Origin of the sequence: Microcoleus sp. K4-B3, from assembly GCF_036704615.1 — a bacterium.
In the GTDB taxonomy this organism is placed as follows: Bacteria; Cyanobacteriota; Cyanobacteriia; order Cyanobacteriales; family Microcoleaceae; genus Microcoleus.
In genome coordinates, this window is sequence record NZ_JAUBSF010000004.1 from 99,368 (window position 1) to 117,774 (window position 18,407).

The following is an 18,407-nucleotide window of genomic DNA, read 5'->3' on the forward strand; positions in this document are numbered from 1 at the left end:
CTAATTATCAAATACATTGCTGGAAAACATCTCTGTCAAAGTACGCAAGTAAGGTAAAAATACCGCTAAATCTTCATCAGGAAGCCGATCGGATATTTCCCAAAACAAAATCAGCAGCATATCCTGCACTAACTCCCAACTTACATGAAGTTTGGGGTACAACATCACGCAAATTGGAAACAATTCTTGCTGTACCGGGCGAATGGTACCTTCCAAAACGCACCAGCACAAATAGCTTTGAAAAATCTCGACATCCCGGATGCCAGAAATTTTTACCTCCCGATCGCTTAAATAACCGCTGCTGCTGCGGTATCCTTGATGCTGGGAACTAGCCCGATCGTACACTGCACTAGCAATCTGAGTCGTATGCTGCAACAAATCCTGAACGGCTAATAGAGCTCTTGAATTCGGGGGCTGATTCGCAGCAGCCTCGTTAATCTCTCCGTAGGGAATGTGCAGGTAGTCGTCTATAACTTTTAAGTATGGTGTAAATTCCGATCGCTCTGACTCCGAAAGACATCCTAACAAGATTTTGCTAGTGTATTGAAACTCTAACGTCACAAATCCCAGCACTAACGGATCTGTCTCTGAGTATTTCCGCCTCACTTGGATAATATCTTTTCCCACCAGCACTGACAAGCGGAAAACAGGTTCTCTATCGGCGTAAGCGTCTATTGCTTTCCGATATAAAGTGCTAGTGTCGGCAGCAATTTCTAAAGGATTAATTAAGCTCGGATCGATCGCGTGCCGCTCTATTTGTTCCCCTAAAACAGCTTCTACTCTACTCCAAGCTATCTCGCTGGCTAATTTCAGGGTATTTGTCAATTTGTCAACTATTTTAGCTCGATTTCCCTCAAAATTAGTCAACTCTGGGCTTGGGGGAATTTGTCGTGGGGCTTGGTTTTCTCGTGCCGCCACTGTACTGTAATATTTTTTTGCCCAGCTAACTGCGAAGGAAGAAACGCTGACACTTTTAGCCTCTGGGAGTTTGTGAGTGTCCGAGTCGGTAATACCCTGTGACGCAAGACTGTCGCCCTGTTGAATTTCGTTTGCTGCTGGTAAAGACTTTGAAGATACTTGTGAAATACCCGTCATGAGAAACCTCGTTTTTTTAGAAAGTCGCACTCGATCTGTTCTCCTAATTTTTAATGTAGTTAACTACAATTTTCTGCATTTGTACGCTGACAGTCATCCGCCATTGTGCTTAAAACTAAAGGCCATTTGGCTCTACTGCCTGCATCTTTTATAATATATACGTTAATAACGTTATTTATTGTGCTTTAGAACACAGTCATCCTGTGAATCGCCACCCTATTTTTTTTTTACCAGTAAAACCCGCAGTAAATAAATTTAATTTGTCTTAAAAGTTTAGACTTTAAGTCAATTGTGTCTCAAAAAAACTCAGCTTTGAAATATTTTATCTTTGTTTTAAATCGCTTTTGTCGATCGCCCTACTTTCTCAAAAAACCTACGCTAAAGCACCAGCGAGCGGTGATTTGGATTAATTTATTTCCCTAGCTAAATGAGAAATGTATTTTTAGCCTTGCGGTTGTTAGGAAACCGTCACAAATAAAACGAGCTGCTTTTATAAATAAATAATTAAATTTAAGATTACAATAAAATTGATGTGCGTTTCGTTAATGCCATTGCCATCGCGGTTTTTTAGCTTTTTTTTAGCTTTTCCAACCGCCCGCAATTGATAAGCGTTTATTGAAGCGTTTATTCGATCGCCAAACCACCTTTCAAAACCGGAATTTACATAGGCTCTCCCGATCGCTCTTCAAGATTATCAACTCCGGCTGGTTCGAGTCCTCCTCCTGCAGAGAGAGCTTGCCCCCATAGCGATAAGATGGGGTTGATTGGGCCCCACGGGCGATCTCTCCTCACAAACAGCACGGCCAGTACGTCTTTAAGGCTATGCCTTCGGGTAGGATTAATAGGACGAGAGGAAGTGGATAAAATGAGCGCCAGCAGCAATTCAACAGAAATCAAGTTCGGAACCGATGGGTGGCGGGGACTGATTGCCCATGACTTTACTTTTGCCAACGTGCGAAAAGTAACCAGGGCGATCGCCAGTTACCTAGAAACCGCTTACACCAAAGACCGCCCAGTTCTAGTCTCCTACGATACCCGCTTTCTGGCAGACGAGTTCGCCCGCACGGCGGCTGAAGTATTGGCAGATTTGGGATGGACTGTGAAAGTGGTCGATCGAGATTGCCCCACACCAGTCATCGCCTACAGCGCCAAGCATCTCAACTCCGCAGGAGCTTTGATGTTCACGGCTTCGCACAATCCCGCACCTTACTGCGGCATCAAATACATCCCCGACTACGCCGGCCCCGCAACCCCGGAAATTACCGATACAATTGTGGCAAATATTGCTGGTGCTTCTGATGCCCCAGCCAAAGGCAGTCACAACGATAAAATTTCCACTTTTGACCCGAAACCCGAATATCTGAAGTTTCTTTATACTTTGATAGATGTGGAGCGGATTCGCTCTGCTAAGTTGAAGGTGAAGTACGACGCCCTTTATTCGACTTCTCGCGGCTATCTCGACGGTGTTTTGGAACACTGCGGCTGCGATGTCGAAAGTTTTCACACCTACCGCGACGTGCTGTTTGGCGGCGGAATGCCCGAACCCAAGGGCGAACAGTTAGTCGAGTTGGTGGAAGCTGTTAAGAAGGATTCGGCGGATTTGGGTTTGGCTACGGATGGCGACAGCGATCGTTTTGGTATTGTTGACGAGTTGGGAAATGTCTTGACTCCAAATACCGTGCTGTTGCTGCTGGCGCGTCACTTGGTGAAGAATAAAGGCTTGACTGGGGCGATCGTCCGTACAGTCGCAACTACCCACTTGCTGGACAATTTGGCCGCCAAGTACGGTTTAACAATCTACGAAACCGCAGTCGGCTTTAAATACATCGGCGAAAAAATGCGGGAAACAGCGGTGCTCATCGGTGGCGAAGAGTCTGGCGGTTTGAGCGTTTTGGGTCACATCCCCGAAAAAGACGGGATTTTGGCTGATATGCTAGTTGCTGAGGCGATCGCCTATGAAGGCAAACCGCTTTCTCAGCTAGTCGAAGAAGCCATTAAAGAAGCCGACGGCCCCCTGTACAACAAACGCTTGGACTTGCACCTAGATGACGCCCACAAAGCAGCCGTTTTGGAATCTTTTACCAAGAATCCCCCCAAAGAAGTAGCAGGTATCGGCGTTAAGGAAATCGGCCGCAAAGACGGGATTAAACTTTATCTTGAAGACGGTGGGTGGGTACTGCTGCGGCCTTCGGGAACCGAACCCCTGATGCGCGTTTACATGGAAACCAATTCTGTGGAAAAAGAAAGCCAAGTTGCCCAACACATGGAAAAGGTAATTTCCCAGTTAGAACCTGTTTAAATTTCTACCTATTCCAACGCGGGGTTTTTTCCCTACCGCTTGAGATTGTAAGGTGCGCAATGCGCACCTTACATATTTTTTATAAATTTTATAAAGCCTCTGAACATTCATCATCAATACTGCTGGGCCAGTTATATATTTGCAATACACTTGGATTTGTTTAAGTTTGGTATGTGTAAATTTATTCATGTTTGTTTGAGTTTTAATTGATCGAAAAAAATACTCAACTTTTTCCGCATCTACTTGACTTTTCCCTAATCTTATTGTAGACTATTATATAGTGGGCGGTTTGCAAAAATAAAATTTTTACACATATTGAGATTATAAAACAAGTATATAAGTTAAATTATTAGCCTGTAAACCCGTTTATGAAAACAATTCCTCTGCTCGCCATTAGTTTTTTAGTAGCAATTTTAGCAAGCGCGATCGGCATTATCTCCGTGCAGAACGCTGCCCCAGTATCCTTAAATTTTATCTTTTTTAAATCGATACAAATACCCGTAGGAGTAGTATTGGCAATGAGCATGAGTGCAGGACTGATCGGAGGTGCGCTACTGCAACCGCTGTGGAACCTTTCAGATTCCCAAAACTCGCGTCCTAAATTTCAGGCAAATCCCGAAGAATCCGACACCGTACAATATTAAGTAGATTTGAACCTTTAGAGGGAATACACCTGACCGTCAATCAGCAACCGAGTAATTCCCTTAGCTAGCAAATAAGGCGCCGCTTTTTGCAGCATACTGCTGTCAGGAATCTTGAAAACCCTTTGATTGCGAGTAGCAAATCGGCGGGCCACTCGGTGATTGTCAAACACTGCCAGGGTTTTCTCGCGAATTTCCGCAGGCGGAATTTGACCCAGTTCGCCAAAAGCTTTTAGAGGTCTAGTGATTAACTCCGCCGCCCGATCGACCACCAAATAACAAATTTTGGGAAGAGATGCTTCGCTTAAAGGCAAAACTTGAATCAGCCCTGTAGCCCGAAGCTCGATCGACTCCCCCGACGATATTGAACCCAGCAGACTGCCTTCAAACAGAGAATCTTCATCCTCTAAATCTTCGTCGAAGTCGTCATCTAAATCATCTTCATCCTCATCCTCATCCTCCTCCTCATCTTCCTCAAAATCGCTAAAATCTTCACCTGCCAGCAGCCCTTCTGCTGGCAGCATTGCCTTTAATTCACCAGTCACAACAGCGCGGTGGCTGCCATCGGCAACATTGGCCGCTTGGGCATCTGGCAAATCAGAAACATCCAAATCCGACTCTACATTTCCTCGAAATTCGAGTTCTGCAACTGGTTCAGGGGCTGATCCCGAACGCTTTCGGATCGTCGGTCTCGAATTTGAGGCTGACTGCGGGACAGGGACTGACTCCGACAGGGGGACAGCTACAGGATCGGTTTCGCGATCGGCCGACGACTCAGTAGTGGCCTCTGTCGGTTCAGAAACACTTGTGCGATCGGACACACGCTTTTGTTTTTGCTGGACGAGAAATTCGTATTCCGGCTCCGACAAAGCCCCCTGAATGATGCGCCTCACAGTCGAACTGCTCACTCCGTAGCGCTTTGCCAGAGTGATAGTATTCTCGTTTGACTGTCGGTACAGCCTGATGAGTTCCCGTTTGTCTGAATCGGAGAGTTTTGTAGGCGTCATGCCAAGTTTTCCAGGAAAAAGACGTGAAAAGACGCAGGCTAGCAGTCAGCGAACTGTGATTTTTCATCTTCGATTTCAAGCTCAGAGATGCCGACAAGGGCAAAAAAGCTTTCGCGTCCCCCTCGCTTGCCAAACCAACCCCAATCTCAAATCGCTACGCTGCGCGACGACTGCGTCTGCTCTGGCGAGAACGCGTTGAGATGTCATGTTCCAAGATAGCTCCAATCCCGAACAGGATGGCGCTGAACACAAAAAAGACTTCCAGCAAACTGCCGCTTTGATAAGTACCCTCAGCCTGAGTATCGCGCCATTTAAAGTACATATCTGCGATGTAAAGCGAAAAAGTTGCAGCCGCAATCATTCTCCAAGATTGGGAAAAACGTCCTCCCCAAAACGCCAGCAGCAGTGCAGTAGCAATAATCAGCAGAAAAACGTCCCCGACGATGTAAAACAAATTGACTGCATTTTTGTAAGGCAACAGTTGCTTGTCAAGTGCCATCACCCATGCCGGAGCTTTGGTTTCTGCTGCTGCTTCTTCTTCGGGTGCTGATTCAGCATCAGTCGCTGCTGCTCCTTTTGCCTGTAACTTGGACGAATTGTCCAAAGCAGGCGCTCTTCCTTTGGCCGCGGTTGCTGGTGCAGATTCTGTCACTACTTCCTGAGTGGCTGGGGGAGCCATTCCTAGCTGTGTCCTCCAAGAGTCAGGTGCAGCAACCCAGATAGCTACAGCAATCCCGAAGGCGGCAATTCCCCCTAACAAACCCCACTGCCAAATTTCTAGATTCAGCCGCTTGGAAGTCACAGCTATAACCATCCCCCCGATCAGTACCACATAGCTGCCCAGATAAAACGCATCTGCCGGAGACACGTCCGGGTCTAACTCGAAATAGAGTTCCCAAACCCCGAACAGGACGCCGGCTATGAAATAGAACAGCATCCCCAGACCAATGCCCAGCCAGACGTTGCGCCCGCTGACCATGTGCGGGCTTTTCCAGTTTCTAAAACAAACTAAAGCCGCTCCGAAGTATGCTCCGCATTCAAAAATATAAGTGCCGATCGAGTACCAAAGAGGTAAACCCTCTTCTGCTGAGAAGGGGACGCTGAACAGCAAAAAGAACAGCAGCGCCATTACAGCCCAGACAATGCCCGCAATCACTAGGGTCTGAGCTGACAGTAAAGATGAAGATGTAGATGACTTTTCTGAAGTGCTACTCATAGGGATTCCACGAGACATAACTAGCGGTTGAACGCACCCCATCTCAATCTTTGATTGTAGATGAGGATTCTTTCGCAACAGAGGCTTTGTCTGACGCTCCCGGAAAAACTGGCGTCCTCAGCGTGTCCTTGGGACTTTTGCCCTCGTACACTCTAGAAAGACTAAGCAAGAATAATATCCATTTACTAATTCAAGGAATTAGTCGTTAGTCGATCTTTTTCCCGGAAATTAATGATAGAAATACGGTATATGTCTCCACCATTAAGGCTTTTACAGTACCAAATCTACCTCTGAAATTATACCCTCAAATGTTGCTGTATCTGTTTTTTTACTTCCACACTCCCCCACTCATATCAATGATTATGGGTAGGGGAGTGCGAGCGATCGAAATTTAGTTAAATGGCCAGACATTAACTGGCTTCCAAAACGACTCAACAATTTGGTTGCTTAATACACGTTGGTAATCCAACCTGTATATCGCGTACCCCCTACAGTGCAATTATCTGGACTCAATTATCTGGGCCCAATTGTCTGAGCAATTGTCAAATATCTTCTATGCTGCGATCCACAACTTGTTGAGGGCTGATTGTTTCAGCCAATCTATAAACTGAGTGCGATCCGGTGCTGACATATCTTGCAGCACATCGCTGACTCCCTCAGCGAAGTCCGTATTGCCAAAGTATGATTTGCCCAAACGGTGGAGTTCTTGCAATAAGGTCTTGAGATGCTGCTCTTGCCAAGGGGGCGCCTTGTGATTTTGCAATGGACTAACGGTTAGCCAATTTTTGATCGCATCAGCGGAGTCTGCCTGGGGGAAGTTTCCCTGCTGAAATACCTTGGCGATATCTTTCTGAAACGATGCGGCTTGCCTTGCGCCTAAGAGGTCTTCTACATCGAAGTAAACAGCTTGGAGGAGCAGCAGACAACCCTGCGCGAACAGCGGTGCTTTGGCTGCTGCTTCATTACCTGCCGGTTCTTCACCGGCAAGCTGATCTAAACGGACTTTTCCCCAGACGCTATATCGATCCGGCTCTTCTAGCAGAACACAGGCTTTGCCTCGGTTGTCGGTTAAGTCCCGCCACAAGGCTCTGGCGTCTTCTGCTTGCTTGCCGTTGAAGGCGCTGATTAGGCGAAAAGTCTGCCCCTGATAATTGAGAATGGGAATTTGTTGATCCCGTTTTGGGTGTTGAAAATTGGTTATTTCAACATCCTGCCGTTTCAGAATAAACATGACACTGCGATTTGACTCCTGTCATGGCCGAGGTGCTGTGCTTTTGACACTCCCCATGCCTAAAGGCGAGGGGATTCTTGATTCAGCGAGTCCACTTAAATTAGCAGGATTGCTCCCGATCACCTAGAGATGGTACTCTCCTCAAGGGTTCCGATACTTTTTTGCTAACCAATGCTAACAAGTATCTAAGCTGAGATTGTCTCTCAGCCTTGGCGTATCAATCAATGCACGAAGGAAAATCCCCCGCCCACAATTTACAACTGCTGTACTGGCAACGCTTGATTTTCGCGCTCGTACCGAGCGGTCGATTGACTCTTTTGCTTTAATGCCGTAGAGGAAGCTTATATACAGGCTCCATAGCATCAAGGATTTTCACATGAGTCTTTCAATCCTAGTTCTACCACATTTTTATCAAATATCAAGTCGAGCACAATGTTAGGAAACATAACTAAATATCAGCAAATTAGTCATTATGGCTCAACTCATGCCTAAAATCAGGGGACGATCTCTGATTTTTCGGTAATGCGGTCAGCGTTTTAGGCTTTACCACTATCGGATGTTAACATAACAGATCTACATCTCCGAAAAAGCACCTGTGACTCTTATCATGTCTGAGCTCCGTCTTATTTTCTGGAGATATCCGAGCAACAAAATATTTGGGTTTTAACTCGACCTCTAAATACCTTACATTAGTTCACGTCCTACCTAATTTTGATTGTAAATTTACAATTGTGCTGTTTGCAGGTGAGTCGCTCCAGCTTTTGTCAGATAAACTCTTGGACGCACAAGCACTCTCATCACCTTGGTTTTTTTCCCGATCCCTCGCGATCCACCCCGTATTTTCGTACATCAAACCGGTTTATGCGTAAGTCATAACATTATTTACTTGCTCGATCGCACACTGCACCGATACAATAATCTTGTTAGCAATTTTTGAGTTGGGTGCGTAACTCAGTTGGATAGAGTAGCTGCCTTCTAAGCAGCGAGCCGCAGGTTCAAGTCCTGCCGTACCCGTTACACAAACTTAATGATATCAAGGGTTTCAGCACTTTTTTACCTAAAAGGAGAGAGCGGTTGAAATCTTATTTGTTTCGGATTTGTTTCGGATGCTCGAATCCGAAACAAATCCTTGAAAAAGCCCCGCCTGCAAAACCCGGGTTGATCTTCCCGCTTCCGGGCGATCGACACTCCTACCCTTGTGAGTATATGTTTGCCGCAGCCGAGGTGGTATCATAAAGAGGCTATTGTGTCAATAGCCAAGCGCCTGCGATGTTAAAACAGCACCAGCAGCCGCTTGTGGGCTGAGTAGCCCTCAGGGGTTATCCTTAGTAATCAGGCTAGTTTCCGACAGGTTTGGATATGTTCCCAACAACTCTATTTCATATTTCCCAAAATTTAATGCTATTACTCGACCGCAGCGCGATCGACCGATTAAAGCCCCTATTCGCGCAAGCAACCGGAATGCCTATAGTTGCATCGGAAAATACGGCAACAATTGCGCTCGTATTGGTTGCTCTGGGAATTCTGGGTTGGGGATTTTATCGCGCCAGACCTTTTGGCAAACTGGGAATTTTGGCTTGGTTGCAGTCTGTTGCGCTGATGAGTCCCTGGCTGCTGTTCTTTGGTTTATTCGCCGCCGGGATTTACCTCAATCTAGTTGCGGTATTGTTGCTGCTGGTGGCATCCACGGGATTGTACATTTATCTGGGCCGGGAATTGCGTAAGGCTGCATCCGATGCAGTGCTGCGATCGCGCCCCGATGCTGCTGAGGTAAAGTCCCAAAGCGATGGTTTCTCGGCCCCTGACTCGCAGCCAACACCAGCCAAAGAAACCATTAAGATCGTCACCTCCTCGCCTGCGAATAATGAATTAGAAATAATTCCCGTTCCAGGTGAAGACCTCAAGGCAATTAAAGGCATCTTTGGCATTGATACTTTCTTTGCCACAGAAACGATTCCCTATCAAGATGGGGTAATCTTGAAAGGCAATCTCCGGGGAGACCCAGAACAAGTACACTCACGTTTGACGGCAAGTTTGGAAGAAAAATTAAACGATCGCTACCGCCTATTTTTAGTAGAAAATCAGGACGACAAGCCAGTAGTTATTATCTTGCCCAGCACCAACGACCCGCAGCCAACTACCGTATCTCAAAAAATCCTAGCAATCGTGCTGCTGCTGGCAACAATTGCTACTAGCTTAGAGACAGGCGGTTTGCTGCTAGGTTTCGATTTCTTTAACTCGCCGACTAGATATCTAGAAGTTCTGCCAATTGCAGCCGGAATTTGGGCGGTTTTAGGCTCTGGCGAAATTGCTCGCCGAGTGCTGGCAAATCGGTACAAAGTTGGCTTGAGTTGGCCGTTTTTTATACCAACTTTGCAGATAGGTTGTTTTGGAGCGATCGACCGTTTTGAGTCGCTGCTGCCCAACCGTAAAGTTTTGTTTGACATCGCTTTTGCCGGGTCAGCCGCTGGGGGAATAGTTTCTCTGCTAATGCTGGTAACGGGTTTGCTGCTGTCTCACCCCGGCAGTTTGTTTCAAATTCCCGCAGAATTTTTCAAGGGCTCGGTTTTGGTGGGAACTTTGGCAAAAGTGGTTTTGGGTTCGGCCTTGCAGCAGCAGATTGTTGACGTTCACCCGCTGGTAGTTATCGGTTGGTTGGGCTTGGTAATAACGGCGATTAATTTGATGCCGGCGGGACAGTTGGACGGGGGTAGAATCGTGCAAGCCATCTACGGTCGGAAAATAGCAAGTCGCGCTACTTTGGCGACGTTTGTGGTGCTGGCGATCGCTTCTTTAGTTAATCCTTTGGCTCTCTATTGGGCGATCGTGATTCTGATTTTACAGCGCAATCTGGAGCGGCCGAGCCTCAACGAGCTAACTGAGCCTGACGACGCTCGCGCGGCTTTGGGTTTGCTAGCTTTGTTCTTGATGATTGCTTCGCTGTTGCCGTTGACTCCGGCTTTGGCGGGCCGTCTGGGAATCGGAAACTAACAGTAGCGGTGCGTCTTTGGTAATAGGCTCTAGGGTTGCAGTAAATTAGTGGCATATAGGAATTGAGCGATCGAACTGGGGAAATTCGGGCGATCGGGTTCCTAACTACTAATTTCCAATTAAGAACCCCGCCCTGGGAAATTTATCTATTACCAAAAGTTGATTTTTTTATAACCCAAAATTTGTTTAAACTTGATAGATCGAGTTTAAATAACTTATCTGAGCCTATAGGATAAAGTCATGGCTAATCAACTTCCTCCTGTATTGGTAACTTTTGATGCAGATGTTTTAATGGCTGGCAGAACTCAAGTGTGGCAAGAATATGCCAAGGTGGGAACTTGCTATATCCCGGAAGTAGTGTACGACGAAATAGATCGTCTGACAGGGCAAGCGGTGGAAAAAGCTCAAGAGCAAGTAGCTAGAGAGTTTATGCGCTTTTTTGCCGACAGCGGCTGGATTGCAACTGACGCTCAGGAAACACACCGAGCTCTGGAACCTTCGATCAAAAATCAAAGCAAGCCAGCAATGCTCGTGGTAGCGACGGCTCAGTGCGTTTATGGTTTGGCTCAGGAACACCCCGACACATTGGTGATTTTTGTGTCCAACAGCCAGCCTCTGCTGAAGCGGCTGGCTTCTGTGGGGGCTGCGAATCTTTGCGGGATTACCGGGGCGATGCTGTTAAATTGGGCGAGGAAAGGGGAACGCCCGCCGGCGGCGACTCAGCAATTGCAAAGTTTGATGCGCAGCCTCGCCGATCGCAAATCGACTCAGCGCTCTAACAGCAGAATTCAGGAGGCTGCCGTAGGCCAAACGGGGGCTTCTGCTAGCAAGTTAACGGGGACGCGTGCCGATTCTGAATTGAAGTCGTCCAGCAGTTTTAGTAAAACTCATAAAACGGGTTTGACTGAGAGGCGCAGTGCGAGTTCCCGCCCCAAAACGCCGCCCCGCAGTCGCGAGGAGTCCAGAGATTACGAGCCGGCTGTATATCGCCTGAAACATATTACACCTCCGCCAAAAAGGAACAGCGGTTTTTTGTCTAGTGCGTTCAATTTTTTGGGAGCGTTATTTTTCTTGACGGTAGCGGTGGGTATTTTGTGGCGAGTGTTCGATGTTAAGGGTTTTAGAAAGACTTTTGTGCCGGCTCTACCGCAACCTGTGCAACAATTTGTTAAGTCGATCGACCCTAAATAATCTGGTTTTTTGAAAATTCTACCTTCAGATCCGGCTGACTTCTGCCTTCGGAAACTGGGATAGCACGCGAGGCTAACAAATTGGTTCGCTCCCCCAAATATAGCGGTAAGCTGCTTGTGGTGTACCCTAACGTTAGATTTCCTAGCCTTAGTCCGCTTGGAATTTTCAACGGCTACTATCAGAACAGAAGATGAACGCTTTACTTTACTGCTCCAAAAATCCCTTGTCATGCTGAACTGGAACGAAATAATTAGTGGATTAGCACTGGCTTTTGCGGGTTTTGCTTATGCTTTAGTCTTTTTTGTTCTTCTTCCCTTCAGATTGGGGCAATAGTAAGGGCGCTCGCCTTTACTGTAGCAATGAATTGGCTACTATCTGCATCGTTGTTAACTGGGTGGAGTTGGGTGGCTGCATTATGTGGTTTTCAGATAGCCCTGATGTTTTTTGGTAGCGAGTTTCTGGGAGATAGCCTGTGAGTGCCAAGTCTTTTATTTGTCGGAAGTATCATCGTAGGAATTGCAAGCGTTTATACCAATTTTGGGCAACAAAAAACACTGCTAATTGTGGGTTTCTGTACGGTATTTTTCCTAGCTTCAATGTGCTTATTTTTGATAGGTAGCTATGCAATCAAAGGCAAAAATCCGTTTCAGGGTTCTTCTACCCAGATGCTTCCGCTGTTGAATCAAAGAGTAGAAATTATCACCGACAATCTCAAACAATTGTATTTGAATGGCAAAACTGGCGAGCTCACGCATATTGACCGTTATGAGGTGACAGTGAAACTAGATTCTGGAGGAGACGAGAGATTGATGTGGCCCTATGTCGATGTTTGGTGGCAGGATATCAAGACTACTAATTAACATCAATTCCGCGACTTATAAACAAAAAAAATTATCTCTCCCATCTTATCGCTTTCTCTTATCTCTGCGTCATTTGCGGTTCATTCACTCTTTAAAGCTGGTTTAGTTCCTTCTACAGGTCGCACAATTGCGGGTTTATTGGTGGATGTTCCCTGAAAAAGTGCCTTGAGTGCCAAATTAAGATTTTCTGCCATGACGATGCGGTTTTCGTAGACAGCAATAACTCTGACTAAAGTTGGCAAACTATTGCGATCGGCTTCTAAGTAAAGAGGTTCCACATACAGTAAAGATTGTTCAATCGGAATTACTAATAAGTTTCCTTGAATTGCTTTGGAACCCTGGCGATTCCAGAGAGATATTTGTTCGGAAATAACTGGATCTTGGTTAATTAAAGCTTCTATTTGTTCCGGGCCGTAAACTAATCGCTGTTTGGGAAACAGATACAGCAGCAATTTTCCGTAATCGCCACCATCCGATCGCCCTGCAATCCAAGCAATTAAATTGTTGCGGCTTACTGGTGTAAATGGGAGCAGCAAAATAAATTCTTCTGCTGTTTCCGTTGGCAGTTTCGTAATCAAATAATACGGTTCTACGGGCTGCTGTTCGCTGCCATAAATTTCATTGGGAACTCGCCACAAATCCTCCCGATTGTAAAATACTTGCGGGTCTTCCATATGATAAGTTAGCAAGCGTTCCGATTGAATGCTCAACAAATCTACTGGATATCTGATATGTTTGCGGAGAGCCGGAGGCATTTTGTCAAGGGGTTTGAAGATTCCGGGAAAGATAGCAATCCAACTGTTAATAATTGGATCGGAGGGATAGGCAACATAGAAGTCAACAGACCCGTTGTAGGCATCAATTACTACTTTAACGGAGTTGCGGATGTAGTTAAACTCATGATTTCCCGGGTCAGAATACGGATAGCGATCGCTGGCTGTATAGGCATCGATAATCCAGTAAAGATAGTTAGGAGATTTATCAGTTGCCGAGGGTGAAGCCTTAATCTCGTTGCCATTTTCATCCTTTTCTTTTTCTATATCATCTTTGCTAAGATTGGCGTTTGCTACTACTAAATACGGGTCGGAATCGTAGCGCAAAAAAGGAGCAATCGCCCGGACTCTTTTGTTAATATTTCGGCGGTACAGCAATTTAGTTTCTGGCGTAAAATTGCGGGTGAGCGCCATTTGCCAATTTTTGAGATAATTAGCAAACAGCCAGCGCCGCCACATAGAGCCGATCGCAATTCCGCCCCTACCGCTGTAAGTATTGTAAACATTGTCTTCGCCGCTGGGATAGTCGAATTCTTTGACTTTTGTGGGCGTCATCGCGTCTGCATCGGTTACTTCGCCGTAGTAAATTCGCGGATAGCCGATCGGAATACTGGCCCGAATTTGATCGCTTGTTATTTCCAAAGCAGTCTTTCCTTTCTGGGCTGCAACTCCAATATCTTTGACCAAATAATCGGGTAAACCGCCGACACCGACTGTATTTACGGGAGAAAGAGTAAAGCCGTAACCGTGAGTGTAAACCAGGTGTTGGTTCACCCAAGTTTGAGCTTCGGGGGCAACTGCTGTGTAATCTAATTCCCGCGCTGCCAGAAGCACTTGTTGGCTTTCAGAAGCTCCCTTTTTTGTTTTTTCATTTTTGATTGTGTAGCGATCGATATCGGCATCAGGAAATGTATAATAGGGTCTGATTTGCTGTAACTGTCGGTTGGTTTGCAGCAGCGGTCGCTTGTCCCAGAGGCGGATGTTGCTAATAGTAAGTTTATTTTTTTCTAAGTCGGCATAAGTAAGTTTCCCGACGGGATCGAAAGTTTTTATTTCAATTTGCTTGAGGTCAAAGGCTTCTTGAGTAAAGGCAATGCTGTGCTGGATGTACGGCTGTTCTCGTGCTAGTTCGTTGGGTTTAACTAGGAGTTGCTGCACAATTGTTGGCAGCAGCCAACTTCCCAAACAACTTAAAGTTAGCCACGCTAAAATAATCTTTTTTATGAGTTCATTTTTAATTTTGAGTTGGCAAACCTGGCACAGCATCAAAAGTGCGATCGCCCCCGCCAACATACTCAAAAATCCATAGCAGGGCAGCCGTACCGTCACGTCAGCATAGTTCGCCCCGTAACTAACGTCTCCCCGTGAATACAGCAATGCGTAGCGCCCCAGCCAGTAGCTGAATGCAGTGGCTAGCATAAAAGCTGCACCCAACCCGTACAAGTGCCGCTGCTGCGATCGAGAAAACCCCAAAAATCTCCCTTGAATCAGGCTATTTCCAGACAGCAAATATGTTAAAGCACAAGATACTAAACCGTACAAAAATACAACTGTCAGCCAGAATCCTAGCAACTCTAAGATTGGCAAAATAAATACATAAAAGCTAATATTTTGATTAAAAAGAGGATCGGTTGTGTTAAAATTAGTATGGTGGAAATATTGCAAAACTTTTGTCCAGCGACTGACGGCAATCAGCCCGATCGCCAAACTGAGAAAAAGGGCGATCGCCCGCAGGCAAAAATCAGGCTTAATTGCTACAGCTAACATTGTCCCCAGCAGCAAGCCCAACTCCCACCAGCGAGAAAATAGCTGCACCCCTATTTGCTGGATTGACTCTATTCCCAATTGCACGGGCGGTGCAGGCAAATTGTCAGCTATACCGAAATAGGTGAGGCTGTTTGCAGCTAACAGCCCGCAGTGAATTACTGTCAAAGTTGCGATCGAACTCAATCCGAATACCGCCAACAGCAGCCAGGAAAAGGTAATTTGGGATTTAGCAACCGGTAATTCGTAACTCTTCCCCGTTTTGTTCGCCCTCAGTGAAGCGAATAGGGGCCCCGCAACCGGCGATTTCATTTCCTCTGCGGGATGTTGCAGGCGGCGGGCTAAAGCCAAATTTCCGAGCAAAAAGGCAGAAGAAACAGCAATTGCGATCGCCCCCAGCAACCCTTGAGTTTTCAGCTTTAACAGAAAAACCTGAAGATATCCAACTTCCTGAAACCAGAGAATTTCTGCCGCAATGCGGGAGGCAAATTCAAAAACCAGCCATAGCCCCGCAATCAGTAGGATTATTTGATAAATTCGCCTATTAGTCATTAGTTATTAGTCATTAGTTATTAGTCATTAGTTATTGGTTGAATGATAACTGATATCAGGTTCGAGCAATTTACCCTCCCGAATGATGCTTTTGCCGCAAGGGTTGGAGGCATTTTTATTCATGGTAATTGACCGGACACAATATGACTTTTGCTTTCGGGTCAACGGCTAACTGCTTTCCTGTCAACTGACTAATGACTAATGACCAATGACTAATGACAAACTAGCTGTACTGCTGATTGACATCCACATCCAAATTAAACAGTGTTTGCAAAGTTTGCATCGCTTGCCGCCGCGCCTCAATATCCTGCTGAGCGCGCAACTGTACCATCGGATCGTGCAAAATCTTATTCACAATCCCCCTTGTTAAAGATTCAATCACATCTTGATGTTTCTCCGAAAATTCCGAACCAAGACGCGATAAAGCTTTTTCTAACTCTTGTTCCCGAATCAATTCTATCTTATCCCGCAAACAGCTAATAGTAGGAACAGTTTCCAGACTGCGCCACCAGAGATCGAAAGCCTCTACTTCCTGTTCCAGCAAGCCCTGAGCTTCCATTGCCATTTTGCGGCGGCTTTCGTGATTTTGAGCTACCACTGCTTTCAAGTCGTCCACATTAAACGATCGCACATTAGCGAGTTCGTTGGCATCCGAGTCAACGTTGCGCGGTACAGAAATATCCACCAACATCAAAGGGCGATTTGGGTCTAAAACAGCTTCCAATTTAGCTTTATTTAACAGCGGATCGGTAGCTGCCGTACTGGTGAAAACCAAGTCGGAACTGGCAATTACCTGCATCATTTCTGAGAGCTGATACAGGTGCAATTCAGCATCTTTAAACTGGCCGGCCAACTCCAGGGCGCCCCGCACAGAGCGGTTGACGATCGAAATATGGCTAGCTCCTTTTGAGAGCAAATGCTGCACCAAAAGCCGCGACATTTTGCCAGCACCGATAATCGCAATTTTGCTGCTTCCTAAATGCTGACCCTTCATTTGAGCCAATTCTGCCGCCGCCGAACTGATCGAAACTGCACCGGTACCGATGCTAGTTTCCGTGCGAACTCGCTTCCCTGCTGTGAGAGCTTGCTTGAACAAGCGCTCTAAAATTCTGCCTACACCTTTGTACTGCTGGGCGAGTTTGTGAGTTTGTTTCACTTGAGCCAAAATTTGTCCTTCTCCGAGCACCAAACTGTCGAGGCCAGAAGCTACTCGCATCAAGTGCATCACTGCATCTTCGTGCAGCAAAATAAACAGGTGAGGGCGCAAAGACTGCAAAGGAACTTTACTGCATTCGGAAAGGAACTGAATAACCTCTCGCACACCAGGCTCCGACTCGCTGGTAACAATATAAATTTCTAAGCGGTTGCAAGTGCTGAGGATGGCAACCTCTTGAATGTGCGGGTAGCCGCGCAATTGGGCGATCGCGGCTTCAACTTTCTGTTCTGGAATGCTCAGTTTTTCGCGAACTTCAACCGGCGCTGTTTTGTGGCTGAGACCTACGACTGCAATATTCATATCTGTGATTTGTCACTATTTATTTCTTAGTTGTTAACAGTCACCTGCTATTAGTTCTTAGTTTATCGCTAATTGCTAATCATCGGTGACTGTTAACCGTTAACTGTTAATTGTTAACATTTAACTGTTAACCACTAACTAATCACTAATTCAATTGCAAAGATTTCGGCTGGTCAAACATATGGATTGTATCCACAAACCGAGCTGTTTTCGACTGAGAAGAAATTACCAAACTTTCAGTGCGAGCGCCGCCGCCAAAGAAGCGAACTCCATCCATCAGCGTTCCGGGGGTAATCCCGCAAGCTGCAAACAGAACTGTTTCTCCAGATGCCAGCTCTTCAGCATTGTAAATCTTGTCTGGGTCTGTGATGCCCATCTCTTTCAGGCGGGCAATATTGCTCTCTTTGCTTTCACCGATCAAACCAGTTTTTACAACAGCCGGATCGTAAATTAACTGCCCTTGGAAGTGACCGCCCAAACAGCGCATTGCTGCTGCGGAAATCACACCTTCGGGTGCTGCGCCAATACCCATAAGTGCGTGGATGTTGGAACCAGAAAACGCGCAAGAAATCGCTGCCGAAACGTCGCCGTCGCTGATCAGCCTAACTCTTGCACCCGCTTGCCGAATTTCATTAATTAAACCTTTGTGCCGATCGCGATCCATCACGACCACCACCAAATCTTCAATACTGCGGCCGAGGCAATCAGAGATAATATGGAGGTTTTGAGTTGGCGTCTTGCGAATATCTACATGATTCTTAGCAGCCGCAGGAGCAGCCAATTTGTTCATGTAGAAATCGGGAGCAGCAAACAAACCACCTTTTTCAGAGATTGCCAAAACTGCCATCGAACCGTTTTGACCGTAAGCTACCAGGTTAGTACCTTCGCAGGGGTCAACAGCGATGTCAATTTCAATCAATTCATCTAGGTTGCAGAAATCTTTGGCATCCTCGCGGGTGCAAATACCTACTTGTTCCCCGATGTAAAGCATGGGTGCGTCATCGCGTTCGCCTTCGCCGATCACGATGCGACCGCGCATATGAATTTTGTTCATGCGCTCCCGCATGGCTTCTACAGCCACTCTGTCGGCTTCATCTTTTTCGCCTTTGCCCATCAAGCGAGCGGAAGCGATGGCGGCCTGCTCAACTACTTCGATAATCTCTAAACCGATTACATTGTCCACGAACTAGATCCTCCCAACTGCTGATGCGTGCCTTGTGCTCTTTTGCACTCCCAGCAATCAAGTTTATCAGAGGCGGGGATCTGTGCGA

Annotated in this window: 12 protein-coding genes and 1 tRNA gene; 6 read left to right on the forward strand and 7 right to left on the reverse strand. The window is 46.3% G+C overall.

The genetic code is table 11. From position 1 onward, the window contains the following. Entirely contained in the window at positions 1–1,095 is a 1,095-nt protein-coding gene (locus tag QUA78_RS03815) for a hypothetical protein (protein WP_333299764.1), read from the reverse strand. Between the two features lie 865 nt (positions 1,096–1,960). Here QUA78_RS03815 and QUA78_RS03820 point away from each other — a divergent pair. Continuing rightward, positions 1,961–3,394 carry a phosphoglucomutase/phosphomannomutase family protein gene (locus QUA78_RS03820; protein ID WP_333299763.1) on the forward strand — a complete coding sequence of 478 codons (1,434 nt, stop codon included), beginning with the start codon at positions 1,961–1,963 and terminating at the stop codon, positions 3,392–3,394. Between the two features lie 368 nt (positions 3,395–3,762). Further along, positions 3,763–4,038: a LapA family protein gene (locus tag QUA78_RS03825; protein WP_333299762.1), complete on the forward strand. Its 276-nt coding sequence runs from the start codon at positions 3,763–3,765 to the stop codon at positions 4,036–4,038. A gap of 14 nt (positions 4,039–4,052) precedes the next feature. Here the strand turns inward: QUA78_RS03825 and QUA78_RS03830 are convergent, their stop codons facing one another. The 3 genes from QUA78_RS03830 to QUA78_RS03840 form a co-directional block, all read right to left on the reverse strand. Next, positions 4,053–5,042 (reverse strand): hypothetical protein, encoded by a 990-nt coding sequence (locus QUA78_RS03830; protein WP_333299761.1) that lies wholly within the window; start codon positions 5,040–5,042, stop codon positions 4,053–4,055. A 154-nt stretch (positions 5,043–5,196) separates the two neighbouring features. After that, complete coding sequence (locus QUA78_RS03835) at positions 5,197–6,258, reverse strand: hypothetical protein (RefSeq protein ID WP_333299760.1); 1,062 nt, start codon at positions 6,256–6,258, stop codon at positions 5,197–5,199. A 553-nt stretch (positions 6,259–6,811) separates the two neighbouring features. Next, positions 6,812–7,489 (reverse strand): Npun_F0813 family protein, encoded by a 678-nt coding sequence (locus QUA78_RS03840; RefSeq protein ID WP_333299759.1) that lies wholly within the window; start codon positions 7,487–7,489, stop codon positions 6,812–6,814. Between the two features lie 940 nt (positions 7,490–8,429). Between QUA78_RS03840 and QUA78_RS03845 the strand changes: the two genes are divergently transcribed. The 4 genes from QUA78_RS03845 (at position 8,430) to QUA78_RS03860 (ending at position 12,531) form a co-directional block, all read left to right on the forward strand. After that, positions 8,430–8,503 (forward strand) — tRNA-Arg (locus tag QUA78_RS03845). A gap of 345 nt (positions 8,504–8,848) precedes the next feature. Beyond that, positions 8,849–10,480, forward strand: coding sequence for a site-2 protease family protein (locus QUA78_RS03850; protein WP_333299758.1), 1,632 nt, complete (start codon positions 8,849–8,851; stop codon positions 10,478–10,480). Positions 10,481–10,720: 240 nt separating this feature from the next. Next, positions 10,721–11,671 (forward strand): PIN domain-containing protein, encoded by a 951-nt coding sequence (locus QUA78_RS03855; RefSeq protein ID WP_333299757.1) that lies wholly within the window; start codon positions 10,721–10,723, stop codon positions 11,669–11,671. Between the two features lie 476 nt (positions 11,672–12,147). After that, on the forward strand, positions 12,148–12,531 hold the full coding sequence (locus QUA78_RS03860) for a hypothetical protein (protein ID WP_333299756.1): 384 nt from the start codon (positions 12,148–12,150) through the stop codon (positions 12,529–12,531). 80 nt (positions 12,532–12,611) lie between these two features. Here the strand turns inward: QUA78_RS03860 and QUA78_RS03865 are convergent, their stop codons facing one another. From QUA78_RS03865 to glpX, 3 genes are all read right to left on the reverse strand, one after another. After that, positions 12,612–15,620: a UPF0182 family protein gene (locus tag QUA78_RS03865; RefSeq protein WP_333299755.1), complete on the reverse strand. Its 3,009-nt coding sequence runs from the start codon at positions 15,618–15,620 to the stop codon at positions 12,612–12,614. A 223-nt stretch (positions 15,621–15,843) separates the two neighbouring features. Continuing rightward, on the reverse strand, positions 15,844–17,136 hold the full coding sequence (locus QUA78_RS03870; RefSeq protein WP_333299754.1) for a glutamyl-tRNA reductase: 1,293 nt from the start codon (positions 17,134–17,136) through the stop codon (positions 15,844–15,846). Between the two features lie 145 nt (positions 17,137–17,281). Beyond that, a complete protein-coding gene (glpX, locus tag QUA78_RS03875) occupies positions 17,282–18,319 on the reverse strand; it encodes a class II fructose-bisphosphatase (RefSeq protein ID WP_333299753.1) in 1,038 nt (345 codons plus the stop codon). Positions 18,320–18,407 lie beyond the last annotated feature (88 nt).